23 protein-coding genes, 2 tRNA genes and 2 pseudogenes are annotated in these 19671 nt (G+C 60.0%); 14 read left to right on the top strand and 13 right to left on the bottom strand.

Translation table 11 applies throughout. The annotated features are described in order from the left end of the window. The 7 genes and pseudogenes from IRZ56_RS21935 to IRZ56_RS23300 all read left to right on the top strand — a co-directional run. Positions 1-942, top strand: a pseudogene (locus tag IRZ56_RS21935) (hypothetical protein); the annotation flags it as partial. Positions 943-953: 11 nt separating this feature from the next. Beyond that, a complete protein-coding gene (locus IRZ56_RS23310; RefSeq protein WP_328312050.1) occupies positions 954-1703 on the top strand; it encodes a DUF6708 domain-containing protein in 750 nt (249 codons plus the stop codon). A 125-nt stretch (positions 1704-1828) separates the two neighbouring features. Further along, the gene (locus IRZ56_RS21930) at positions 1829-2086 is read left to right on the top strand and encodes a PAAR domain-containing protein (RefSeq protein ID WP_196143352.1); all 258 of its coding nucleotides are present in this window, start codon (positions 1829-1831) and stop codon (positions 2084-2086) included. Next, positions 2083-3150 (top strand): hypothetical protein, encoded by a 1068-nt coding sequence (locus tag IRZ56_RS21925; protein WP_196146866.1) that lies wholly within the window; start codon positions 2083-2085, stop codon positions 3148-3150. The genes IRZ56_RS21930 and IRZ56_RS21925 overlap by 4 nt, the downstream gene beginning before the upstream one ends. A 184-nt stretch (positions 3151-3334) precedes the next feature. Further along, positions 3335-4156, top strand: a complete 822-nt coding sequence (locus tag IRZ56_RS23305) for a DUF6708 domain-containing protein (RefSeq protein ID WP_328312048.1) — start codon at positions 3335-3337, stop codon at positions 4154-4156. Continuing rightward, positions 4153-4410: a PAAR domain-containing protein gene (locus IRZ56_RS21915; protein ID WP_196146865.1), complete on the top strand. Its 258-nt coding sequence runs from the start codon at positions 4153-4155 to the stop codon at positions 4408-4410. The genes IRZ56_RS23305 and IRZ56_RS21915 overlap by 4 nt, the downstream gene beginning before the upstream one ends. Positions 4411-4677: 267 nt before the next feature. Next, a pseudogene (locus IRZ56_RS23300) lies at positions 4678-4833 on the top strand (hypothetical protein); the annotation flags it as partial. Between the two features lie 341 nt (positions 4834-5174). Here IRZ56_RS23300 and IRZ56_RS21910 read toward each other — a convergent pair. The 9 genes from IRZ56_RS21910 to IRZ56_RS21870 all read right to left on the bottom strand — a co-directional run bounded on the left by IRZ56_RS21910 (position 5175) and on the right by IRZ56_RS21870 (position 11399). After that, positions 5175-5250 (bottom strand) — tRNA-Gly (locus tag IRZ56_RS21910). 64 nt (positions 5251-5314) lie between these two features. Then, entirely contained in the window at positions 5315-5875 is a 561-nt protein-coding gene (gene pgsA / locus IRZ56_RS21905) for a CDP-diacylglycerol--glycerol-3-phosphate 3-phosphatidyltransferase (RefSeq protein ID WP_196146864.1), read from the bottom strand. Positions 5876-5908: 33 nt separating this feature from the next. Then, a complete protein-coding gene (gene uvrC, locus IRZ56_RS21900; RefSeq protein ID WP_196146863.1) occupies positions 5909-7732 on the bottom strand; it encodes an excinuclease ABC subunit UvrC in 1824 nt (607 codons plus the stop codon). Positions 7733-7738: 6 nt separating this feature from the next. Further along, positions 7739-8377: a UvrY/SirA/GacA family response regulator transcription factor gene (gene uvrY / locus IRZ56_RS21895; RefSeq protein WP_084855634.1), complete on the bottom strand. Its 639-nt coding sequence runs from the start codon at positions 8375-8377 to the stop codon at positions 7739-7741. Positions 8378-8435: 58 nt separating this feature from the next. Continuing rightward, entirely contained in the window at positions 8436-8819 is a 384-nt protein-coding gene (locus IRZ56_RS21890; RefSeq protein ID WP_196146862.1) for a helix-turn-helix domain-containing protein, read from the bottom strand. Between the two features lie 143 nt (positions 8820-8962). Further along, positions 8963-9397, bottom strand: coding sequence for a GNAT family N-acetyltransferase (locus IRZ56_RS21885; protein ID WP_196146861.1), 435 nt, complete (start codon positions 9395-9397; stop codon positions 8963-8965). Positions 9398-9419: 22 nt separating this feature from the next. Further along, the gene (locus IRZ56_RS21880) at positions 9420-9806 is read right to left on the bottom strand and encodes a DUF488 domain-containing protein (RefSeq protein WP_196146860.1); all 387 of its coding nucleotides are present in this window, start codon (positions 9804-9806) and stop codon (positions 9420-9422) included. A gap of 324 nt (positions 9807-10130) precedes the next feature. Beyond that, a complete protein-coding gene (locus tag IRZ56_RS21875; protein WP_196146859.1) occupies positions 10131-10826 on the bottom strand; it encodes a glutathione S-transferase N-terminal domain-containing protein in 696 nt (231 codons plus the stop codon). A gap of 75 nt (positions 10827-10901) precedes the next feature. Next, positions 10902-11399 (bottom strand): PaaI family thioesterase, encoded by a 498-nt coding sequence (locus IRZ56_RS21870; RefSeq protein ID WP_196146858.1) that lies wholly within the window; start codon positions 11397-11399, stop codon positions 10902-10904. Between the two features lie 178 nt (positions 11400-11577). On the opposite strand from IRZ56_RS21870, the gene modA reads away from it, so the two are divergent. The 5 genes from modA to csrA all read left to right on the top strand — a co-directional run bounded on the left by modA (position 11578) and on the right by csrA (position 15634). Next, entirely contained in the window at positions 11578-12336 is a 759-nt protein-coding gene (modA, locus tag IRZ56_RS21865; RefSeq protein ID WP_196146857.1) for a molybdate ABC transporter substrate-binding protein, read from the top strand. After that, on the top strand, positions 12336-13016 hold the full coding sequence (gene modB / locus IRZ56_RS21860) for a molybdate ABC transporter permease subunit (protein WP_196146856.1): 681 nt from the start codon (positions 12336-12338) through the stop codon (positions 13014-13016). Before modA ends, modB begins: the two co-directional genes overlap by 1 nt. 1 nt (position 13017) lies before the next feature. Continuing rightward, entirely contained in the window at positions 13018-14106 is a 1089-nt protein-coding gene (modC, locus tag IRZ56_RS21855) for a molybdenum ABC transporter ATP-binding protein (RefSeq protein ID WP_196146855.1), read from the top strand. Between the two features lie 57 nt (positions 14107-14163). Next, positions 14164-15174 carry a DNA topoisomerase IB gene (locus IRZ56_RS21850; RefSeq protein ID WP_196146854.1) on the top strand — a complete coding sequence of 337 codons (1011 nt, stop codon included), beginning with the start codon at positions 14164-14166 and terminating at the stop codon, positions 15172-15174. 262 nt (positions 15175-15436) lie between these two features. Continuing rightward, complete coding sequence (gene csrA / locus IRZ56_RS21845) at positions 15437-15634, top strand: carbon storage regulator CsrA (RefSeq protein ID WP_043211735.1); 198 nt, start codon at positions 15437-15439, stop codon at positions 15632-15634. Between the two features lie 64 nt (positions 15635-15698). Here csrA and IRZ56_RS21840 read toward each other — a convergent pair whose 3' ends face one another. The 4 genes from IRZ56_RS21840 to IRZ56_RS21825 all read right to left on the bottom strand — a co-directional run bounded on the left by IRZ56_RS21840 (position 15699) and on the right by IRZ56_RS21825 (position 19050). Continuing rightward, complete coding sequence (locus tag IRZ56_RS21840; RefSeq protein WP_196146853.1) at positions 15699-16058, bottom strand: response regulator; 360 nt, start codon at positions 16056-16058, stop codon at positions 15699-15701. A gap of 12 nt (positions 16059-16070) precedes the next feature. Then, entirely contained in the window at positions 16071-17516 is a 1446-nt protein-coding gene (locus tag IRZ56_RS21835) for an ATPase domain-containing protein (protein WP_196146852.1), read from the bottom strand. A 6-nt stretch (positions 17517-17522) separates the two neighbouring features. Beyond that, positions 17523-18683, bottom strand: coding sequence for a two-component system sensor histidine kinase NtrB (locus IRZ56_RS21830; protein ID WP_230381100.1), 1161 nt, complete (start codon positions 18681-18683; stop codon positions 17523-17525). 82 nt (positions 18684-18765) lie between these two features. Further along, positions 18766-19050: a hypothetical protein gene (locus IRZ56_RS21825; protein ID WP_196146851.1), complete on the bottom strand. Its 285-nt coding sequence runs from the start codon at positions 19048-19050 to the stop codon at positions 18766-18768. Between the two features lie 101 nt (positions 19051-19151). Here IRZ56_RS21825 and IRZ56_RS21820 point away from each other — a divergent pair, with 101 nt between their 5' ends. Together IRZ56_RS21820 and IRZ56_RS21815 are read left to right on the top strand one after the other, a co-directional pair. Beyond that, positions 19152-19364 (top strand): hypothetical protein, encoded by a 213-nt coding sequence (locus tag IRZ56_RS21820; protein ID WP_196146850.1) that lies wholly within the window; start codon positions 19152-19154, stop codon positions 19362-19364. Between the two features lie 108 nt (positions 19365-19472). Continuing rightward, positions 19473-19557 (top strand) — tRNA-Leu (locus tag IRZ56_RS21815). The last annotated feature ends 114 nt before the right edge of the window (positions 19558-19671 follow it).

The following is a 19671-nucleotide window of genomic DNA, read 5'->3' as shown; positions in this document are numbered from 1 at the left end:
GCTACAGGACGAGCTCTCGAAACGCTGCGGCCGCAAAAACTCATGGCTGCGCAAAATCCGACTGTTGGGTTTGGGGGGCAGATCGCCAAATATGGTGGAGGTATTGCGGCGGCAGCTGGGTTGATGGATGCGGTGCAGTACAGATCTTCTGCCATTAGATCAAAAAAAAATGGGGATATTAATGCTAGCCGAGAATATTGGTTCGCCAGCTCGGCTGCCTCAGCATCAGCTCTGACTGGTATTTATGCATCTCTTGCAGGGAGTTCATTATTTGGCCCATTGGGTTTTGCACTTGTTTTGGGGGTGAGCGCATTTGCAGCTTCTAATTTAGCAAAACAAGAAGAATCAACATTAATGGAGTTGTGGGCGCGCTCCTGCAAATGGGGGGTGCCCGAGACCTATCGCCACTGGGTCAAGGCTAGCGATCTCGACGTAGCTATCAGCGCCTTGAATGCCGCAGCAATTGGCATGCAGGCTGATGTATCTGTCCAGGCGCGCTTTCTTCATGCCAGTAACATACATATATCCACACCAATTGGACTACTCAATCCTAGCGACGCCGTCCCCATAGTTTTCACTCTAAAGTACAGTCTCCGACTTCCAAAATTCAGTCCGGCGCACTCTAGATATGAATGGCGTTTAGTTATTTATTCGACTGGCAGCAATGGAGGAAGCGCAACCCTATCAGGTGATAGTACAAACCCAGAGCGAACAACATTAGCGGATGCTTCGAATGGAAAGATACTCATCGACACCACCCAAACACAAGCGATCGTGCATCATGATAAAAAGAATCAAATCTTGCTCCTTCAGGGGGCACTACCACTGAACGACAATCACGGCATTAATGCTATCGAGCTGCTTCTGACGTACTGGCCAAACGAGCATGACGAAGCTTCAAGTGCGCAGCTGTTAGTTAGAGAAGATAAAATTGAATTATAAGGAAAGGTTCAATGAGTCGCCCACTTCTAATCCCCCCATGTATTGGATGGAAAGAGGATCTCCCTCCCCCCTGCGAGGTACCAAATCTAGAGGCAGCATTAGGTGATCAAACACCGAACCATCAGGATTCTGTGTATTTGGAAATCCCTAGAAATTTGCATCTTCTGCGAGACCTTAAATTGTTATTGGTTCTGCCCGTCCTGTACACAACAATTTATATACCAGGCATGATAATTGATAGTTTTCGCACCGATGACCTCGAATCTATTTTACTAGGCGTGCCGACTTTACTAATAGGCATCTGGAGCATAGCTTTCGGTCTCCGTATTAGTCTTTGCCCGCCGAGAGATGAACCTATTAGATTCAATCGAGCCAGAAATAAAATATATGCTTATAACTTTAAATTTCCTTGGTGGAATCCTTTCGGCAAATGGTACGTACATACGGTGAGCTACGACTGGCCCAACGTCAGAGCAGAGCGTTGGGCACAAGGAAGCGGCGTCAAACGGGGCGTAATGCTTTCAATCGTAGAACCGGGCACCCACAATGTAATTGATCGTTTCTCTCTGACCCTTATGGGTGCCGATCAATATGCCTGGTCCTATATATGCGTCTACATGCAAGATGGCCCAGAAACGCTACCGCCACCGAACCCGCCACGGGATCATAATGATGTGCTTTGGTGCGAGATTACAAAACGCCTGGCGCCGAAGGTCGAATGGCCAGCGGAGATCGATAGGGAGTCGCGAACGGCGCCCTAATTACGAATTACCGCCCCAATACAAGAAATCTTCGCGTGTAGACAGTCCTTTACGAGACCTCTATCAAGCCAACTTTTCATATTTCACTAGCAAAACACTCACCTGTCCGGATATTGATACCTGATATGAAACCCATTGCTCTTGTTGGTCACCTCCACATCTGCCCGCTTCATGGAAAGGGCACTATCACCACTGGCGCGAGCGCTACATTCGTCAATGGCAAACCCATCGCCCGCGCCGGTGACGAAGTTAGCTGCGGAGCCATCATCGAAACTGGATCGGTAAGCACGCTAATCGAAGGTCACCCTGCTGCGCGGCAAGGAGACACGACAGACCATGGCGGAACAATTGTCGAAGGTGACGCCGACTGGCTCGTGGAATGAATCGGTCAAAGCTTCTACGGGTCTACGGTTTTCCTGCGACAAGCAGCCCAGCCCAACTGGTGCGCACCAGCTTCACCGGCCTGCGCGGAGTGATCGGCAGCTGGCAACTGCTGCTGGGGCTGGGGCTGGGGCTGGGTAGGCTCTATCTGCTCAGCGACAGCCTGGACAAGAACCTGGCGAAAGCGGAAACGGAGATTGGTGCCAAGTCGAAGGAAGCGTTGTTGGCATTGCGCGGGAGCCGGTTGGCGTTGCTGGGCGGGGGCATGGAAGTGCTGGGGATTACCCTCCGGGAAGGTTTCAAGCATGCCTCGGCGTCTGGTTTTGCGGGCAGCGCATTTAATAGTGGAGTAGCGCTAGTAAAAACAGGCTCGATAATTAGTACCGTCGCCGGGTTCTATGATGTAGCTCAAACAGTTTCCTTGACAAAAACCGCATTCTTTGCAGGAGACACTAATGCGCTTGGTGGATATTTAATGGCCAGCGCGCTTTACTTAGCCGGAACGTCCTATGCAGTAATGGCCGTACATACACCTCTATTACTAGGTCCGCTAGGGCTAGCCATAACTATGGGCATGCTTGCATATGGATTCATGCGATGGGCACGCAAAAATGAATCCATACCCTTCGAGCGCTGGGCTAGACGCTGTTATTTCGGAAAGACTAACGAGACACCTGTCATTCACTGGAACACTCCAGAGCTTGCTGATATTGCATTCGCCGAATTCAATGCTGCAACTTTAGGACTTGACGTATTTATTGAATTTGCATCAGAAAAAACCAACCCAACGGCAAGTGAAAAACCTGGCGGACTGGTTAACCTCAACCTAGACAGAAAAATCAAATTCAACATCAAAATTCCCGAGTTCAACAAACATAGATCGAGCTACCGTTGGCATTTGATTGTTCACCGACAAGGAGACTCAATTGGATATCGCCATAATCGGGGCGAAGAAGTGGCCAGTGATGAATTTTGTTTGCCGAGTGGTGCTACGGCCAGCCTCGCCATTTCAAACATGAATCCGTCCCCCCCCCTAAACTCCCTGACCACAGAAGAGAGTCTGTAAGCATAAACAATATCGATCACACAAAAGTAAGAGGATTTAGATACAGAAGCATAACCGGCACAATTGAGCCAACTCCCGAAATCGGTCAACACAACATCGTCGCAGCGACTTTGATTTTTACATATTGGCCGGAGCGCGGCATACCAAGCGCATACGCAGAAATCACATTACAAGAGGCAAGTAGATGAGTAAAAAAGCGAGCCCCCTACCCTCCCGTTCGCCCGGTTGGAAATTTGATTTACCTGTACATGGAGACATTGCCTGGACTACTCAAAAAGCAAAAGGAATTCAACCGCCACCCAACCATTACAACAACATTTACCTTGAACTACCAAGATCGTCAGTGCGAATCAGAGGAATCTCAGCCTTGCTTGGCATTTTGTTGTTTTCAACATGCACACTTGGAGAACTATGTTTTATATATCTATCCCAATCGAAATCTCACCAACTGAAAATCGAGTTCAGCATAATATCTTTTGTCATTTTAATTTCTTTACAATGGCTAACATTATCCATAATACGCATGGACGTTGAACTTCCTCGCGACGAGCCTATACGCTTCAATCGCCTTCGCCGAAAAGTATATGTCTATCAGTTCAAACTTGATCGTTTTCGAGTGTTCAGCCGTCGTCGCTGGGGAGTACAGCCAGAGGTCTACGACTGGGATGACTTGCATGCTGAAGCGTGTAGTATCTATCTACCTATGGGGAACGGCGGCCTGATCGAGAACATCATCATTTCAGTCCGCAAACCCGGTACAGACGAAGTAATCGACCGGTTCTTCTTTTCCCATGATTGGGTGGAGGGGCAGGCATATTGGACCATTGCCCAGCTTTTCATGGAGCAGGGCCCTCAAGCCCTTCCGGAATTTGTCCATCCACCTAGGGATTGGAACAACGAGCCCACAGCCTTCGACTTCATTCCCCATTTCGCACCGAAGGTTCAATGGCCAAAAGAAATGGATCTTGAATCTCGTTCCGCACCTTTTTCAGGAGAGACATCATGAAACCCGTTGCACTCGTTGGCCACCAACATGAATGCCCCTTGCATGGCTCAGGCATCGTGGTAAGTGGCAGCAAGACCTACCAATTCAACGATAAAGCAGTTGCCTGCATAGGAGATCGAACCAGCTGCGGCGCTATTATCATCGAGGGCTCCACGAATTATCAAATAAATGGAAAGCCTGTGGCACGACAGGGCGATCATACGGACCATGGTGGGGTACTGATTAAAGGTGATACTGGCTGGCTGCTCGAGTGAAAAAAACTTACCCCTTCGAAACGCAAACTTGATCTGCACGCCATTTATAATCGTACTACTTATTTTTACCTCTCCAATCATGATTAAAGCCAGCCTTCACAGCAATAGCCATGAACCACTAATAATTAGCATATAATCCATTTCAATCGGAGTATGGACTGTAGCACTGGGGCTTAGGTTTTTATTATCCTTGAGTCAGGTATCAATAAGGTAATTGATCGCTTTCCGTTGAGCAGCATGGGGCTGGATTAAGCCGTCTGGACGTATGTTTGTACCTACATGCAAGAAGGCCCGACGAACCTGCCATTGCCGAACCCGCCACTGGACCATAACGATGTACTTTGGTGCGACATTGCAAAACGCCTGGCGCCGAAGGTCGAATGGCCAGCGGAGATCGATAGGGAGTCGCGAACAGCGCCCTAGTTATGGCCCATTGGCACAACCACGAGACCGGTTGGCATGGCGGTGCAGCCATCGCGGGACAAGCCCGCTCCCACAGAGGGGCGGCGCTAGCCGCTAGTTATCTGCGCGACGGCGCAGCCCAAAGGGCTGGGTGATCTCCCACAGGGGCTCGGGATTCTTGAAGTGGCCACAGACCTGTGGGAGCGGGCTTGTCCCTCGATGGGGCGCTATGCGGTATCAAGCGTCGCCACCGCCCTGCCCCTGGTGTACAAGCGCCTGGCTCGCGGCAAATCGCAGGCACAAAAAAAGAGGCCCTGAGGCCTCTTTTTCGGTGACCCTACAAAAACTTGAAGGATCGAATCTGGAGCGGGAAACGAGACTCGAACTCGCGACCCCGACCTTGGCAAGGTCGTGCTCTACCAACTGAGCTATTCCCGCGTCGTGATGGCTGCCATTTTAGCGATCTGCCAAACGACGTCAACCCCTTGATTCAAAAAAACTTTTACTTCTGCTCGGTGCCTTCGCGCAGGTGCGGCCAGGCAGCGACCAGGTAGTGGACCATCGACCACAGGGTCAAGCCTGCCGCGACCAGCAACAGCGCATAACCGAGCACCACCCAGGCGTTGAGTACCGGCGGGTTGGCCAGCAGTATCACCAGCGCCAGCATCTGCGCGGCGGTTTTCCATTTGCCGAGGTTGGAGACCGCCACATGCGCCCGCGCCCCGAGCTCGGCCATCCACTCACGCAGGGCCGAGACGACAATCTCGCGGCCGATGATCACCGCAGCCGGCAGGGTCAGCCAGAAGTTGGCGTGCACCTGCACCAGCAACACCAAGGCCACCGCGACCATGAGTTTGTCGGCCACCGGGTCGAGGAAGGCGCCGAAGGGCGTGCTCTGCTGCAGACGTCGGGCCAGGTAGCCGTCGAGCCAGTCGGTTGCCGCAGCGATGGCGAACACCGTGCTGGCGGCGATGTAGCTCCAGTGATAGGGCACATAGAACAGCAGGATGAAGATCGGGATGAGCAGGACGCGAAGAACGGTGAGCAGGTTTGGAATATTCATCGGCACGACTGGCTGCAGGTTGAGGGTGGCATTCTACTCGCTATGCAGGCTGGCATAAATCGACTCGGCAAGCTTTTTACTGATACCGGGCGCCTTGGCAATTTCGTCGATACTGGCGCGGTTGAGCTCCTGCAGACCGCCGAAATGTTTCAGCAGGTCGCGGCGGCGCTTGGGCCCTACCCCGGCGACATCCTCCAGGCTCGAAGTCCGCCGGGCCTTGCCGCGGCGGGCACGGTGCCCGGTGATGGCGAAGCGGTGAGCTTCGTCACGGATCTGCTGGATCAGGTGCAGCGCCGGGGAGTCCCCCTTGAGGGTGAACTCATGGGCCACGTCATTGAGGTAAAGGGTTTCGAAACCGGCCTTGCGCGTCACGCCCTTGGCTACGCCGAGCAGGGTCAGATCGGTCAGGGCCAGCTCCTGCATGACTTCACGCGCCATGTTCAGCTGGCCCTTGCCGCCGTCCACCAGGAGCACGTCCGGCAGCTTGCCCTCGCCGTCCTTGATGCGGCCGAAGCGCCGGGTCAGGGCCTGGTGCATGGCGGCATAGTCGTCGCCGGCGGTCACGCCCTCGATGTTGAAACGGCGGTAGTCGGACTTGAGCGGCCCTTCGGGGCCGAACACCACGCAGCTGGCCACGGTGGCCTCGCCGCTGGAGTGGCTGATGTCATAGCACTCCAGACGCTGGGGCACCTCGTCCAGGCCCAGCACCTGGGCCAGGGCCTCGAAGCGGGCGGCCATGTGCTGGCGGTTGGCCAGGCGGGCGTTAAGGGCTTGCTCGGCGTTGGTCACGGCCAGTTGCTGCCAACGTGCCCGCGTGCCGCGCACCCGGTGGCTGATGGCCAGCTCACGACCACGTAGGGTCTGCACGGCCTCGGTGATGGCGGCGAAGTCCTCGTGGGTGACGTTGACGATCAGTTCGCCCGGCAATTCGCGCTCGGCGTTGCCCAGGTAGTACTGCGACAGGAACGCGGCCATCACCTCGGCCACCTCTTCCTCGATGCCCACCTGGGGGAAGAAGTTCTTGCTGCCCAGCACTCGCCCGCCACGCACGCTGATCAGGTGCACGCAGGCGCCGCCCGGGTTGACGAAAGCCGCTACCACGTCGACGTCGCCCGAACCGCCTTCCATGTACTGCTGGTCCTGGACGCGGCGCAGCAAGGCGATCTGGTCGCGCAACTCGGCCGCCCGCTCGAAGTTCAGGGCCATGGCGGCCTTTTCCATCTCGGCATTGAGCTCGTTGCCCAACTGCTGGCTACGGCCTTCGAGGAACATCACCGAGTGGCGTACATCCTCGGCGTACTCCTCTGGCGACACCAGCCCTACGCATGGGCCCTTGCAGCGCTTGATCTGGTATTGCAGGCAAGGCCGGGTGCGGTTGGCGTAGTAGCTGTCCTCGCACTGGCGCACGGAGAAGGCCTTTTGCAGCAGGCTCAGGCTTTCGCGGATGGCTCCGGCGCTGGGGTATGGGCCGAAGTAACGCCCCTTGGCTTTCTTGGCGCCGCGGTGAATGCCCAGGCGTGGGAACTCGCCGTCAGACAAGAACACGTAAGGGTAGGATTTGTCGTCGCGCAGCAGGATGTTGTAAGGCGGCCGCCATTCCTTGATCAGCGTCTGCTCCAGCAGCAGCGCCTCGGTCTCGTTGGCGGTGATGGTGGTCTCGACCTGGGCGATGCGCCCCACCAGTGCGGCGGTCTTGGGCGCCAGGCCGGTCTTGCGGAAATAGCTGGCCAGGCGCTTCTTGAGGTTCTTGGCCTTGCCCACGTAGAGCAGCCGCGCCTCGGCGTCGAACATTCGGTAGACACCTGGGCGACCGCTGCAGGTCGCCAGGAAGGCGCTGGCATCGAAGAGTTGTGACATGAAGATCTACAGATTCGCGTCAACCATACCGTGGCGAACGGCCAGCAAGGTCAGTTCGACGTCGCTGGTGACCGAGAGTTTTTCGAAGATCCGATAACGGTAAGTATTGACGGTCTTGGGCGACAGGCACAACTTGTCCGAGATGATCTGTACCTTCTGGCAGCCGACGATCATCAAGGCGATCTGGATCTCCCGCTCCGACAGTGCATCGAACGGCGAGCCCTGGGGCTGGAACGACTTGAGCGCCAGCTGCTGGGCGATCTGCGGGCTGATGTAGCGCTGCCCGGCGAAGGTCAGGCGGATGGCCTGGACCATTTCGTCCAGGCCCGCGCCCTTGGTCAGGTAGCCGGCAGCGCCAGCTTGCATCAGGCGCGTAGGGAACGGGTCGTCCTCGCACACGGTTACCGCGACTACCTTGATGTCCGGATGGCTGCGCAACAGCTTGCGGGTCGCCTCCAGGCCGCCGATCCCTGGCATTTTCACGTCCATGAGGACTACGTCCGGCTTCAGCTCGCGAGCCAGCTTGAGCGCCGACTCGCCGGAATCCGCCTCACCTACTACTTGCAAGCCGTCGATATCGGCCAACATGCGGGTGATGCCGGTACGCACCAGATCGTGATCATCGACCACCAAGACCCTAATCAAGCAGACACCTCGTCAATGGGGCGATTGGATCCCGCCACCTTAACAAAATTTCTCGCCGCTAACCTAGTTCGAAAAGCGCCTGCCGGTCCATCTTGCGCATTCTCGGCGTTTCGCGCTCCCCTCCTTCGCCGGCCAGGCGATTCAACACATGCCGCACGGCGGCTTGGTCCGCCTCGGACAGGCGGCGAAAAACCCCCAGCAGGCGGTCTTCTTCGAGGGTGAGGCTGGCCAAGGGCGCCGGGGTGTGCACGCCGCTGAGCACATAGAGCGCATCCACGCCTCGGCTCGCCAAGGCAGCCAGGTAATCGACCCGGGGGGTGCGCTCGCCGCTTTCATACTTGCCCTGAGCGTTGGGTTCGACGCCGCCGATATCGCCGAACACCCGCTGGGTCAGCCCCAGACGCTCACGTTCCTCCCGCAGGCGCGGGCCAAATCCATTCATTCGACTCCCTTCCTCTTGTCCTTTGACTACGATGCCGGTGCGACCTTCGAGTGAATGGTCGGCAACCCAGATGGCACTATGCCTTTTAGGATCCAATCCGCGCAAGCCATCGTTGCGCTATCAGTCAGAAATTGCCCGACTGGTCAGCTACCCATCGCGCGCTGCATCCGGACGAAGCATTCGTCCTCGCCCATTTCGACGAAACCATGCCGGCTATAGAGCGCACGGGCCGGGTTGGTCCGAAACACCATCAGCCGCAGCAATGGCAGATGCCGCTGCGCCGCCCAGCCGGCGAGGGTCTCCAGCACCCAGCTCCCTACACCACGACCACGGTACTCGGGTAACAGGTGCAGCTCGCGGATGAACAAAGCCTGGCGGTCCTGACTGAGGCTGCAGTAACCCAGCAGGCGCTCCCCTTCGGTGACCAACCATTGCTCGCGCCAGTGCCAGGCCTCGTCGAAGGCTTCCTCGATCCACAGCAGGTCGAACTCGCGGTAATACGGCAGCATGGCCCGCCGGGTCAGGTCCCGCGCGAAGGTGCGATGCGCGTCGCTGGCCGGGCTCAGTTCAAGGGGCATCGGCGGCGTTCTCCGGTAACGGCTATTGGGCGTAGCACACGGGCGAGCTGCCCGGGCCACGACGCTCCAGCTCGTCCTCCAGCCAGGCGGCCAGCACCTGGGCATTGTTGTGCTCGGTGTCCTTGCCGGCATACAGCAGGGTCAGGGTGCCCTTGGCGGCGAGGTCCAACAGTGGGTACCAATGCTCGGGATGGGCAGCCAGCTCCTGCTGGTAGCGTTCGGTGAAGCCGAAAAAATCCACCTCGCCATGGTGAAACGCCTTGCGCAATACATCGGAAGGCGCCACTTCCTTCAGCCATTGGCCGTGCAGGTCCTCCTTGCGCTTGTTGCGCGGCCACAGGCGATCGACCAGCACCCGCTGGCCATCGCCGTCCTCGACCGGGTCATAGACACGCTTGCAGCGGATCATCGTGTTCTCCTGGAGCATTGTTTCCTGACAAGCCTAGGGCGAACATTGACCGAGGTCACGCGCAAGCGTGGGTTACGAGGCGAATTGTGCTGGGTCAGGTGGAAGGGAAAGACAGCTGGCTCCCACGAGGCCTGCGCTGTTTTCAGAGACACCGCCGTACCTGTGGGAGCCGGCTTGTCCCGCGATCAAGGGCGAAGCCCTTGCCAGGCGACGGTGATATCGGGCCAGGCCCAATCGCGGGCCAAGCCCGCTCCCACAAGGACCTGCAAACTCAAATAGTTATGCGTTGTTCTATGAGAGCGGGTTTACCCCCCCGGCCAGGGCTCAGCCTGGGATCTTCAGGCCTCGCTGCACGGCAGGCCGTGCGAGGAAGCTGGCCAGCACCCGCTGGACTTCCTTGAACTCGTCGAAACGCACCAGTTCCCGGGCGTTATAGCGCTCCACCAGATTGCGCACCCAGGGGAAGATGGCGATGTCGGCGATGCTGTATTCGCCCACCATCCATTCTCGGCCAACCAGGTGCCGGTCGAGCACGCCCAGCAGGCGCCTCGACTCGTTGACGTAGCGGTCTCGCGGGCGCTTGTCCTCGTACTCCTTGCCGGCGAAGAAATGGAAGAAGCCCACTTGGCCGAACATCGGCCCGATGCCGCCCATCTGGAACATCAGCCACTGCATCGTCTGGTAGCGGGTCGCCGGGTCCTGGCTGAGCAATTGGCCGGTCTTCTCGGCCAGGTACTGCAGGATCGCCCCGGACTCGAACAACGGCAGCGGCTGGCCGCCCGGCCCGTTGGGGTCGAGGATGGCGGGAATCTTGTTGTTCGCACTCAGGGAAATGAACTCGGGGCTCATCTGCTCGTCGTTGTCGAAATTGACCTTGTGCACCTCGTAGGCCAGGCCGATCTCTTCCAGCATGATCGACACCTTGACCCCGTTGGGAGTGGGCAATGAGTACAGCTGCAGGCGCTCGGGATGCTGCGCCGGCCATTTGCGGGTAATGGGGAATGCGCTGAGATCGGTCATGGTCAACCCTTGGGGAAATGGAGAGGTATCACTCTAGAGACATCCCGGCGCATCGGCCACTTCCCCTGAACACCATCACGCCTGGCCGTGGGCCTTGAGTTTGAGTTTCTCGGTATCCACCCGAACGAACAGCGAATCGGCGGAGACGGTCAGCACGTCACCTGCCCATACCTCGCAGATGACCCGGCTCTTGCGCCCTACCTCACCTTCCACCCGGGCCTTGAGCAGCAGCTCGACGCCCATCGGGGTGGGCTTGAGGTAGGTCAGGTTGAGCGTGCCGGTGACGCAGTCGATACGCGGCAGGCTGCCCGGCTCGCGGCCTTCGGCACGGTAGTGGTAGGCCATGGCGGTCCAGTTGGAGTGGCAGTCCACCAGCATGGCCAGCAAGCCGCCGTAGACCAGGCCCGGCCAACCGATGAAGCCGCTGTCGGGGGAGTGCCGGCACAGCAAGTGGATGCCGTCGGTGTCCCAATGGCTTTTCAGGTGCAGGCCGCTGGGATGGGAGCAGCCGCAGCCGAAGCAGGTGCCTTCCGGGGCCGCCAGCTCCTGCAGGGAGAGTGCTTGTTCGTTCATACGCTTCCTGTGCTTGTTGAAATGGGAAGGACGTCGCCGCCGATGGTAGCGCCCTGCCCTGCACCCGCCAATGCCCTTTCCCGCCGAGCTGCCCTGCCCCTGCCGCCCCTTTCCGGCTGGCACTCAATCGCTATATAGTTAACGCCATAACGATACCCACCCAACAGGGACCCTCCCCATGCGCATCCGCCTACCGTTCCTGGCTAACACTGCCTTGGCCAGCCTGATCATCTGCAACAGCGCCTGGGCCGATGAGGTCCAAGTGGCTGTGGCGGCCAACTTTACAGCGCCCATCCAGGCCATCGCCAAGGCCTTCGAGCTGGACACCGGCCACAAACTGGTCGCCGCCTATGGCGCCACGGGCCAGTTCTATGCGCAGATCAGCAACGGCGCACCGTTCGAAGTCTTCCTTGCTGCCGATGACATCACCCCGGCCAAGCTGGAGCAGGAAAAACGTATCGTTCCCGGCTCCCGCTTCACCTATGCCATCGGCACCTTGGCGCTGTGGTCGGCCAAGCCCGGCTATGTGGATGCCCAAGGCGCCATCCTGAAGACTGGCAACTACCGGCACCTGTCCATCGCCAATCCCAAGACCGCGCCCTATGGCCTGGCCGCCACCCAGGTGCTCGACAAGCTCGGCCTTGCCGAAACCACCCGGCCCAAGCTGGTCGAAGGCCAGAACATCACCCAGGCGTTCCAGTTCGTCTCCACCGGCAATGCCGAACTGGGCTTCGTGGCGCTGTCGCAGGTGTACAAGGATGGCAAGGTGCAAAGCGGCTCGGCTTGGGTCGTTCCGGCGCAGTTGCACGAGCCCATCCGCCAGGATGCGGTGATCCTCGACAAAGGCAAGGACAACCCGGCCGCCAAGGCCCTGGTCGAGTTCCTCAAGGGCCCCAAGGCGGCCGCGGTGATCAAGTCCTACGGGTATGAGATCTGATGCCACTGGATGCCACTGACCTGGGTGCGATCTGGCTGACGCTGAAGCTGGCCAGCCTGACTACCCTTATCCTGCTAGTACTGGGCACGCCGATCGCCTGGTGGCTGGCGCGCACCCGTTCGTGGCTGCGCGGCCCAATCGGAGCAGTGGTGGCCTTGCCTCTGGTGCTGCCGCCGACCGTGATCGGCTTCTATCTGCTGATCGCCCTCGGCCCCCACGGCTGGATCGGCCAAGCGACCCAGGCCTTGGGCCTGGGCAGCATGGTGTTCAGCTTCGCAGGGCTGGTGATCGGCTCGGTGGTGTATTCCATGCCGTTCGTGGTGCAGCCCTTGCAGAACGCCTTCAGCGCCATCGGCGAGCGGCCGCTGGAAGTGGCCGCGACCCTGCGCGCCAGCCCCTGGGATACGTTCATCCATGTAGTACTGCCGCTGGCCAGACCCGGCTTCGTCACTGCCAGCATCCTGGGCTTCGCCCATACCGTGGGCGAGTTCGGCGTGGTGTTGATGATTGGCGGCAACATCCCCGACAAGACCCGCGTGGTCTCGGTACAGATCTTCGACCACGTCGAGGCCATGGCCTACCCGCAGGCCCACTGGCTGGCCGGTGTCATGCTGGTGTTCTCGTTCCTGGTACTGCTGATGCTCCACGCCGGGCGCCGTGGCAAGGCGGGGTGGAGCTGACATGCGCCCCTCGATCCTGGCGCGCCTGAACCTGGCGCGCGGCGACTTCACCCTGGATGTCGACCTGCAACTGCCCGGGCGTGGCGTCAGCGCGCTGTTCGGCCACTCCGGCTCGGGCAAGACCTCCTGCCTGCGCTGCCTGGCCGGGCTGGAGCGAGCCGATGGCTATATCGAGATCAACGGCGACGTCTGGCAAGACAGCGCCAGTGGCTTTTTCCTGGCACCGCACAAACGGCCGCTGGGCTATGTCTTCCAGGAAGCCAGCCTGTTCCCGCACCTGTCGGTTCGCGGCAACCTGGAGTTCGGCTGGCGGCGCATCGCCCAGGGCGAACGCAAGGTCAGCCTGGCCCATGCCTGCGACCTGCTGGGCATCGGCGAGCTGCTCGAACGCCAGCCGGCGACGCTGTCGGGCGGCGAAGCGCAACGGGTCGGCATCGCCCGCGCCTTGCTCACCAGCCCACGCCTGCTGCTGATGGACGAGCCGCTGGCGGCCTTGGACGCGCCGCGCAAACGCGAAATCCTGCCCTACCTGGAACGCTTGCATGACGAACTGGAGATCCCGCTGGTCTACGTCAGCCATGCCCAGGATGAAGTGGCCCGCCTGGCCGACCATCTGGTATTGCTGGAGCAAGGCCGCGCCCTGGCCAGCGGCTCGGTCGGCGAGACCCTGGCACGCTTGGACCTGCCCCTGGCCCAGGGCGAGGACGCCGGCGTGGTGCTCGAAGGTGTAGTCGTGGGCCACGATGCGCATTACCACTTGTTCGACGTGCGCCTGCAAGGCTGCGAAGGCCCGCTGCTGCGCATCGCCCACCCCACGCTCACCCACGGCAGCTCCCTGCGTCTGAAAGTGCAGGCCCGCGACGTGAGCCTGGCGCTGGATGCCGACACCGCGTCCAGCATCCTCAACCGCCTGCCGGTGCGTGTCCGCGAATGCCGCCCCGCGGACAACCCAGCGCACGTTCTGGTGAGCCTCGACGCGGCCGGCAGCCCGTTGCTGGCGCGTATCACCCGCTATTCGGCCGACCACCTCGGCCTGCACCCCGGCCAAGCCCTGTGGGCGCAGATCAAGTCGGTGGCGCTGCTGGGCTGAGCAATGGCCAGGCAGCCGTTGTCCATTGATCTGTGACCGTTCGATGGACCACCGCCCATGTTCGATTGCCCGCTGCCTCCGGCGCTTCATTATGTAGACGACAGCCAGCCCGGCCTGAGCCGACGCCGCTGGCGCGACCGCTTTCATTACTTCGACACCGAAGGCCAGCGCATACGCGACGCCCAGACTCTCGCCCGCATCGCCGCCCTGGCGATACCACCGGCCTACACCCAGGTATGGATCTGCCCCGACCCCCAGGGCCACCTGCAAGCCACTGGCCGCGATGCACGCGGGCGCAAGCAGTATCGCTACCACCCACAATGGCGGGCGCTGCGCGATCAGCACAAGTATGACCGCATGCTGGCCTTCGCCCAGGTGCTACCCGGCCTGCGTCGGCAACTGGAACAGCACCTGGCGCGACCTGGCCTGGACCGGGAGAAGGTCATGGCCCTGGTGGTCAGCCTGCTCGACAGCACTTTGATCCGCATTGGCAACCGGCAATACCTGAAAGAGAACAAGTCCTACGGGTTGACCACCCTGCGCAACCGCCATGTAAGTGTCCAGGGCAGTACCATACGCTTCCAGTTCCGGGGCAAACGGGGCGTCGAGCACAACGTCAGCCTGCGTGACCGGCGCCTGGCACGGCTTATCAAGCGTTGCCTGGAGTTACCCGGGCAAACGCTCTTCCAGTATCTGGACGAAAACGGCCAGCGTCACGCGGTGGGCTCGAGCGAGGTGAACCAGTTCCTGCAGCAGCTGACCGGTGCCGACTTCACCGCCAAGGACTACCGCACCTGGGCGGGCAGCGTCCTGGCCCTGGACTTGCTGCGTCCCCTGGCCTGGGAGCCGGAAAGCGAAGCTCGACGCCAGGTCGCGGCGATTGTCCGGCAGGTGGCCACGCGCCTGGGCAATACACCGGCAGTCTGTCGACGCTGCTACATTCACCCCGCCGTGCTCGACCATTACCAGCAAGGCCGGCTGGCTGCCTTGCCACGGATCAAGGCTCGCCGGGGACTGGAGCCTGAGGAAGCGTCATTGCTACTTTTCCTACAGGCGTTAACGAAATAAACGCTTATTGTATTGCTCTATTTACGCTATCTAGCAGAGAAATTTCCCATCTGGACGCCAGCCCCCTATCCTTGCCATCGAGCGCCTTCGCTGTACGACCCTACGGTCGGTTTCGGCACCTGCGACTGAAGACAAGTAACAGAATTTATCTGCAGGGGAATTACTCTTCGCCGAAAGCGTCTTTAATGAGAAGGAAGAGGGACCCGCTCCCGCCGCTGCGGTAAAAGGCCGCGCGGACTACACCATCACCAAGGAGAACTACATGCTGATACTCACCCGCAAGGTTGGCGAAAGCATCGTCATCGACGATGACATCAAAGTCACCATTCTGGGAGTCAAAGGGATGCAAGTGAGGATCGGTATCGATGCGCCAAAGGATGTCCAGGTCCATCGCGAAGAGATCTTCAAACGCATCCAGGCGGGCAACCCCGCCCCGGAGAAAAACGACGACCAGCACTGACCTTCCTTGCCTCGAGCCGCACGGATGCGCTTGACCGATCGGCCCGCCCACGCGGGGTAGCGCCTCAGGTGTCCAGCAATTCGCGCACCTTGGCGATCATCCTGTCCATGTCGAACGGCTTGTCGAATACCGCGACGAACAACTCGGGGCAAATACGCCCCTGGTTGGCCTGCGCGCCGCTCATGAGAATCACCGGCAAGTCTGCCAGCTGCAGTTCATCGCGGATTGCCCTGGCCAGCTCCTCGCCATTGAGCAAGGGCATCATGTAGTCGGTGATCACCAACTCCACACGCTTTTCCTTCAGCGCATCCAGGGCCTTGTGGCCGTTGCTCGCCTTTTCCACCAGAAAGCCTTCGTCCTCCAGGGCGAACCCAAGGATATCGGCTATCAGGTATTCGTCATCGACGATCAGGATCGTATTCATCGCCCTATACCATCAGTCGCTCCCCGTAGGTACGGGTGTGCCGGAGAGCACCCCGCTGGCACCTTCGAAGGCCTTGCGCAGGTAAATGCCCTGCGGGCCCATGCACAACTCGTGCAACGCCGGGTCGTGATGGCTGTCGCGTACTTTGAGCACCGAAACCATGCGTCGCAGGCGGGAGTCCAGCTCGACGAAACGCATCAGCAGCAGGTTATCGACGATGCTCGAAAGGTCCGGGGCAGGCGCGGTGATCTCGGAGCCGAAGATATCGCGCATTTCCCAGGTCACCAGCACGCTGACGTCCCGCGCCCGCAACTCGCCCATCAAGGCGCGGAAGAAGGCATTGAGCCGGGCCGGGTCGACAGCCAGGCGGCTGAAGGCGCCCAGGCTGTCGATCACCACCCGCTGCGCCCCCAGCAACTCGACACGGTGAAGCAAATGCGCGCCAAGTTGGTCGAGCAGCCCCTCGGTGGTGGTCTGCCAGCACAGCTCCAGGGCGTTCTCGCGCTCGAGGCGGGCAAAGTCGTACCCCAGCGTCGTGGCTTTCAGGCCCAGTCGGGCAGGTGTTTCGTAGAAGCCGAAATGCAGGCCCGGCGCCTGAGCGGTCGAAGCGGACAAAAACGCCAGGCCCAGGGAGGTCTTGCCGATGCCCGATGGCCCCATGACCAGGCTTACCGACCCCTTGGCCACGCCGCCGCCGAGTATCTCGTCGAGCGTGGCGCTGCCAGTGGAAACCCGGCTGAACGTATCCGAACCCGGCTGACTGGGGTGGCTGTACAGCGCCTCCAGGCGCGGGTAGACCTGCAGGCCGCCTTGGTCGATCAGGCATTCATGCAGGCCGGACAAGGCACCACTCCCCCGGGTCTTGCGCAGCTGGACCTGGCGCACCGCACGGCTGCCCACCAACTGTTCGCTCAGTTCGATCACACCATCGACCATGGTGTGCTCAGGGCTGCCTTCCTGTAGCCTGGCACTGGTCAGCAATAGCACGGTGCAGCCGGCGAATGCGGCGTGCCCCTGCAGCTCCGAGACGAATTTCTTGGTATCGAGGCTGGTTTCCGCGCGCACACGGGCATTGAGCAGGCCATCGACGATCAACAGGCTGGCTTGCTGACGGGCGATTTCCTGGCGCAACAACCGCACCACCGCTTCCAGGCCTTCCTGCTCGAGGGTGTCGAATGCGCTGACGAACTGGATCTGGTCACCGACCAGGGCCGGGTCGAAGAATGCCAGGGTAGACAGGTACTGGAACAAGCGCTCGTGGGACTCGCTGAGCAACGTCGCCACCAGCACCCGCCCGCCACTTCGAACATGGCCAAAGGCAAGCTGGTTGGCCAGGATGGTCTTGCCCGCCCCTGGCGGCCCCTGGACGATATAGGACGCCCCCGCCAACAGGCCGCCTTTGAGCAGCATGTCCAGCCCTTCGATGCCCGTCACCAGTCTTTTTAGTGGTTCTGCCATGAGTCGTTACTCGTTGTGTTCGACGTCGGTGGCGCCTGGGCTGGCGGGCAGGTAGAGGGTCATGCAAGTCCCCTCGCCCACTTGGCTGGCCACGCAGATAGCGCCGTTGCTCTGCCTGGCAAATCCATAGGCCTGGCTCAGGCCAAGGCCGGTACCCTTGCCAAAGGGCTTGGTGGTGAAAAACGGCTCGAAGATGCGCGGCAATACCTTAGGGTCGATGCCTTCGCCGGTGTCCTGCACATCGAAGCGCACGAAACGCCCGTGCAGGCCTTCCACCTCGCCGGCCAGTTCGACGCAGCTCACCTCCAGCAGGATGCGCCCTTCGTTGTCGATGGCATCCCGGGCATTGAACAGCAGGTTGAGCAGCACCATCTGCAACTGGGCGACATCCACCTCGATCAACGGCAAGTCGGGCTGCAGGCGTTCTTGCAACTCGATGCCCGGCGGCAGCCCATGCTGCAGAAGACCACGGGTGGAGTCGATCAGTTCAGCCGGGGCGACGCGTACGCCACTCAGTTGCCGATGGCGGGCGAACGTCAGCAGTTGTCGGGTGAGCTGGGTACCCCGCTCGCCGGCGCTGACGATATGCTCGAGCAGCCGCCGGACCCGCTGAAGGTCCTGGCTACCGTGGGCCAGCCGGGCGGCACCGAGGATGATGGTCAGAAGGTTGTTGAAATCATGGGCCAGGCCGCCGGTGAGCTGGCCCAGGGCTTCGAGCTTCTGGGCCTGGAACAGTTGGGCGCGGATGGCATCGAGCTGCAGCGACGATTCTCGGCGGTCGGTGATGTCGCGGGTTACCTTGGCCAGGCCAACGATCTGCCCGTTCTCGTCACGAATCACATCCAGGGCCGCCAGCGCCCAGAACTGGCTGCCGTCCTTGCGCACGCGCCAGCCTTCGTCCTGGGCCACACCTTGCTCCAAGGCCTGGCGCAGTAGCTTCTGCGGGCGGCCATCGGCACGGTCCTGGGGAGTGAAGAACAACGAGAAGTGTTGGCCGATGATCTCGTCGGCGCGGTAACCCTTGATCCGCTCGGCGCCCGCGTTCCAAGACACCACCATCCCCGAGGGGTCGAGCATGTAGATGGCGTAGTCCACGACAGACTGAACCAACTGCTCGTAGCGGTTGGGTGGCATTTCCGGGCGGGAGGGACTGTCGGGTAAAACCATGCAAGCTCCGCGGGCACTACCAGGGCCACCCACTGAGCGTAGCCAAAAGTCCCGGTCTCTCATAGCGCCGAGTGCAGATTCGTCAGGTGTCCCGCTCGATCACCTTGGGTCCGAGACGCCGCGGCATGGCGACCTTGAGCAGCCAGAGGCAGACCAGCACGATCCCCGCGCCGCCCGCCAGCGCCAGGGTGCGCTGCGGCTGTGGGTGCAAGCCATCGAAGCCCAGCATCAGCAGGTAGCCCCCCAGTGATGCCAAGCTCAGGTAGAAAAAGATGCCCAGTAAGTAGACCTGGGCGAACAGCAATCGCCAGAACAGTTTGGGCCGCACGATGCGGGGGTTTGCGCCTGGAGGCGTCACGCAGATCATTCCTAGTGCTCATTGGATCCAATGGCTGGAACAGTGGCTTAATGACAGCAATGTGTCAATTGCCCTATAGTCCACGAGCCGCTGATCAGCCAAGGAAGACCATGCCCGCCAACTATCGAATGCAGTGCATGCAGGAGGACCTGCAGCGCACGGCCGCGCAGCTTGAAGAGGTCTGCCACGGGCTCGCCGGCCATGTCCGGTACCTGCACCACACGATGCATGGCAGCGATGCCAAGGCGATGGACGGCCATGCCCAAAGCCTGCTCGCCTCAGCCTTGGAGCTGCGTGAAGTCGCCAAGTCGATTACTCCCTGAAACAGGGGGTACGGTTGACTCGTCTATAACGATGGGTTATAAAGCGCGCTTGATTGTCAGGCCCTTCCCCCCTAGGAAGCGCGCCGGTCGCAAGACCCTTTCATGCGTGCGAGTGTGGTGGAATTGGTATACACAGCAGACTTAAAATCTGTCGGCGTGAGCCTTGCGGGTTCGAGTCCCGCCACTCGCACCATCTCATTCTGAAAAGGCGCCTGGTCAGACTGTGTGAAAACACACTGATAGGCCCTAGACCAAACGCCCCGACTTGTTCGGGGCGTTTGTTTTTGTGCTGAAAAAAGGCTCTTCA

Source organism: Pseudomonas guariconensis, assembly GCF_015680235.1.
Lineage (GTDB): Bacteria > Pseudomonadota > Gammaproteobacteria > Pseudomonadales > Pseudomonadaceae > Aquipseudomonas > Aquipseudomonas guariconensis_A.
The sequence above is the reverse complement of the archived record's forward strand: the minus strand, read 5'-3'. Positions and strand labels throughout refer to the sequence as shown.

Coding starts and splice junctions, on each gene's coding strand:
- IRZ56_RS23310 (WP_328312050.1), top strand. CDS start 954: ATGAGTCGCCCACTTCTAATCCCCCCATGTATTGGATGGAAAGAGGAT.
- IRZ56_RS21930 (WP_196143352.1), top strand. CDS start 1,829: ATGAAACCCATTGCTCTTGTTGGTCACCTCCACATCTGCCCGCTTCAT.
- IRZ56_RS21925 (WP_196146866.1), top strand. CDS start 2,083: ATGAATCGGTCAAAGCTTCTACGGGTCTACGGTTTTCCTGCGACAAGC.
- IRZ56_RS23305 (WP_328312048.1), top strand. CDS start 3,335: ATGAGTAAAAAAGCGAGCCCCCTACCCTCCCGTTCGCCCGGTTGGAAA.
- IRZ56_RS21915 (WP_196146865.1), top strand. CDS start 4,153: ATGAAACCCGTTGCACTCGTTGGCCACCAACATGAATGCCCCTTGCAT.
- pgsA (WP_196146864.1), bottom strand. CDS start 5,875: ATGAATATTCCAAACCTGCTCACCGTTCTTCGCGTCCTGCTCATCCCG.
- uvrC (WP_196146863.1), bottom strand. CDS start 7,732: ATGTCACAACTCTTCGATGCCAGCGCCTTCCTGGCGACCTGCAGCGGT.
- IRZ56_RS21890 (WP_196146862.1), bottom strand. CDS start 8,819: ATGAATGGATTTGGCCCGCGCCTGCGGGAGGAACGTGAGCGTCTGGGG.
- IRZ56_RS21885 (WP_196146861.1), bottom strand. CDS start 9,397: ATGCCCCTTGAACTGAGCCCGGCCAGCGACGCGCATCGCACCTTCGCG.
- IRZ56_RS21880 (WP_196146860.1), bottom strand. CDS start 9,806: ATGATCCGCTGCAAGCGTGTCTATGACCCGGTCGAGGACGGCGATGGC.
- IRZ56_RS21875 (WP_196146859.1), bottom strand. CDS start 10,826: ATGACCGATCTCAGCGCATTCCCCATTACCCGCAAATGGCCGGCGCAG.
- IRZ56_RS21870 (WP_196146858.1), bottom strand. CDS start 11,399: ATGAACGAACAAGCACTCTCCCTGCAGGAGCTGGCGGCCCCGGAAGGC.
- modA (WP_196146857.1), top strand. CDS start 11,578: ATGCGCATCCGCCTACCGTTCCTGGCTAACACTGCCTTGGCCAGCCTG.
- modB (WP_196146856.1), top strand. CDS start 12,336: ATGCCACTGGATGCCACTGACCTGGGTGCGATCTGGCTGACGCTGAAG.
- modC (WP_196146855.1), top strand. CDS start 13,018: ATGCGCCCCTCGATCCTGGCGCGCCTGAACCTGGCGCGCGGCGACTTC.
- IRZ56_RS21850 (WP_196146854.1), top strand. CDS start 14,164: ATGTTCGATTGCCCGCTGCCTCCGGCGCTTCATTATGTAGACGACAGC.
- csrA (WP_043211735.1), top strand. CDS start 15,437: ATGCTGATACTCACCCGCAAGGTTGGCGAAAGCATCGTCATCGACGAT.
- IRZ56_RS21840 (WP_196146853.1), bottom strand. CDS start 16,058: ATGAATACGATCCTGATCGTCGATGACGAATACCTGATAGCCGATATC.
- IRZ56_RS21835 (WP_196146852.1), bottom strand. CDS start 17,516: ATGGCAGAACCACTAAAAAGACTGGTGACGGGCATCGAAGGGCTGGAC.
- IRZ56_RS21830 (WP_230381100.1), bottom strand. CDS start 18,683: ATGGTTTTACCCGACAGTCCCTCCCGCCCGGAAATGCCACCCAACCGC.
- IRZ56_RS21825 (WP_196146851.1), bottom strand. CDS start 19,050: ATGATCTGCGTGACGCCTCCAGGCGCAAACCCCCGCATCGTGCGGCCC.
- IRZ56_RS21820 (WP_196146850.1), top strand. CDS start 19,152: ATGCCCGCCAACTATCGAATGCAGTGCATGCAGGAGGACCTGCAGCGC.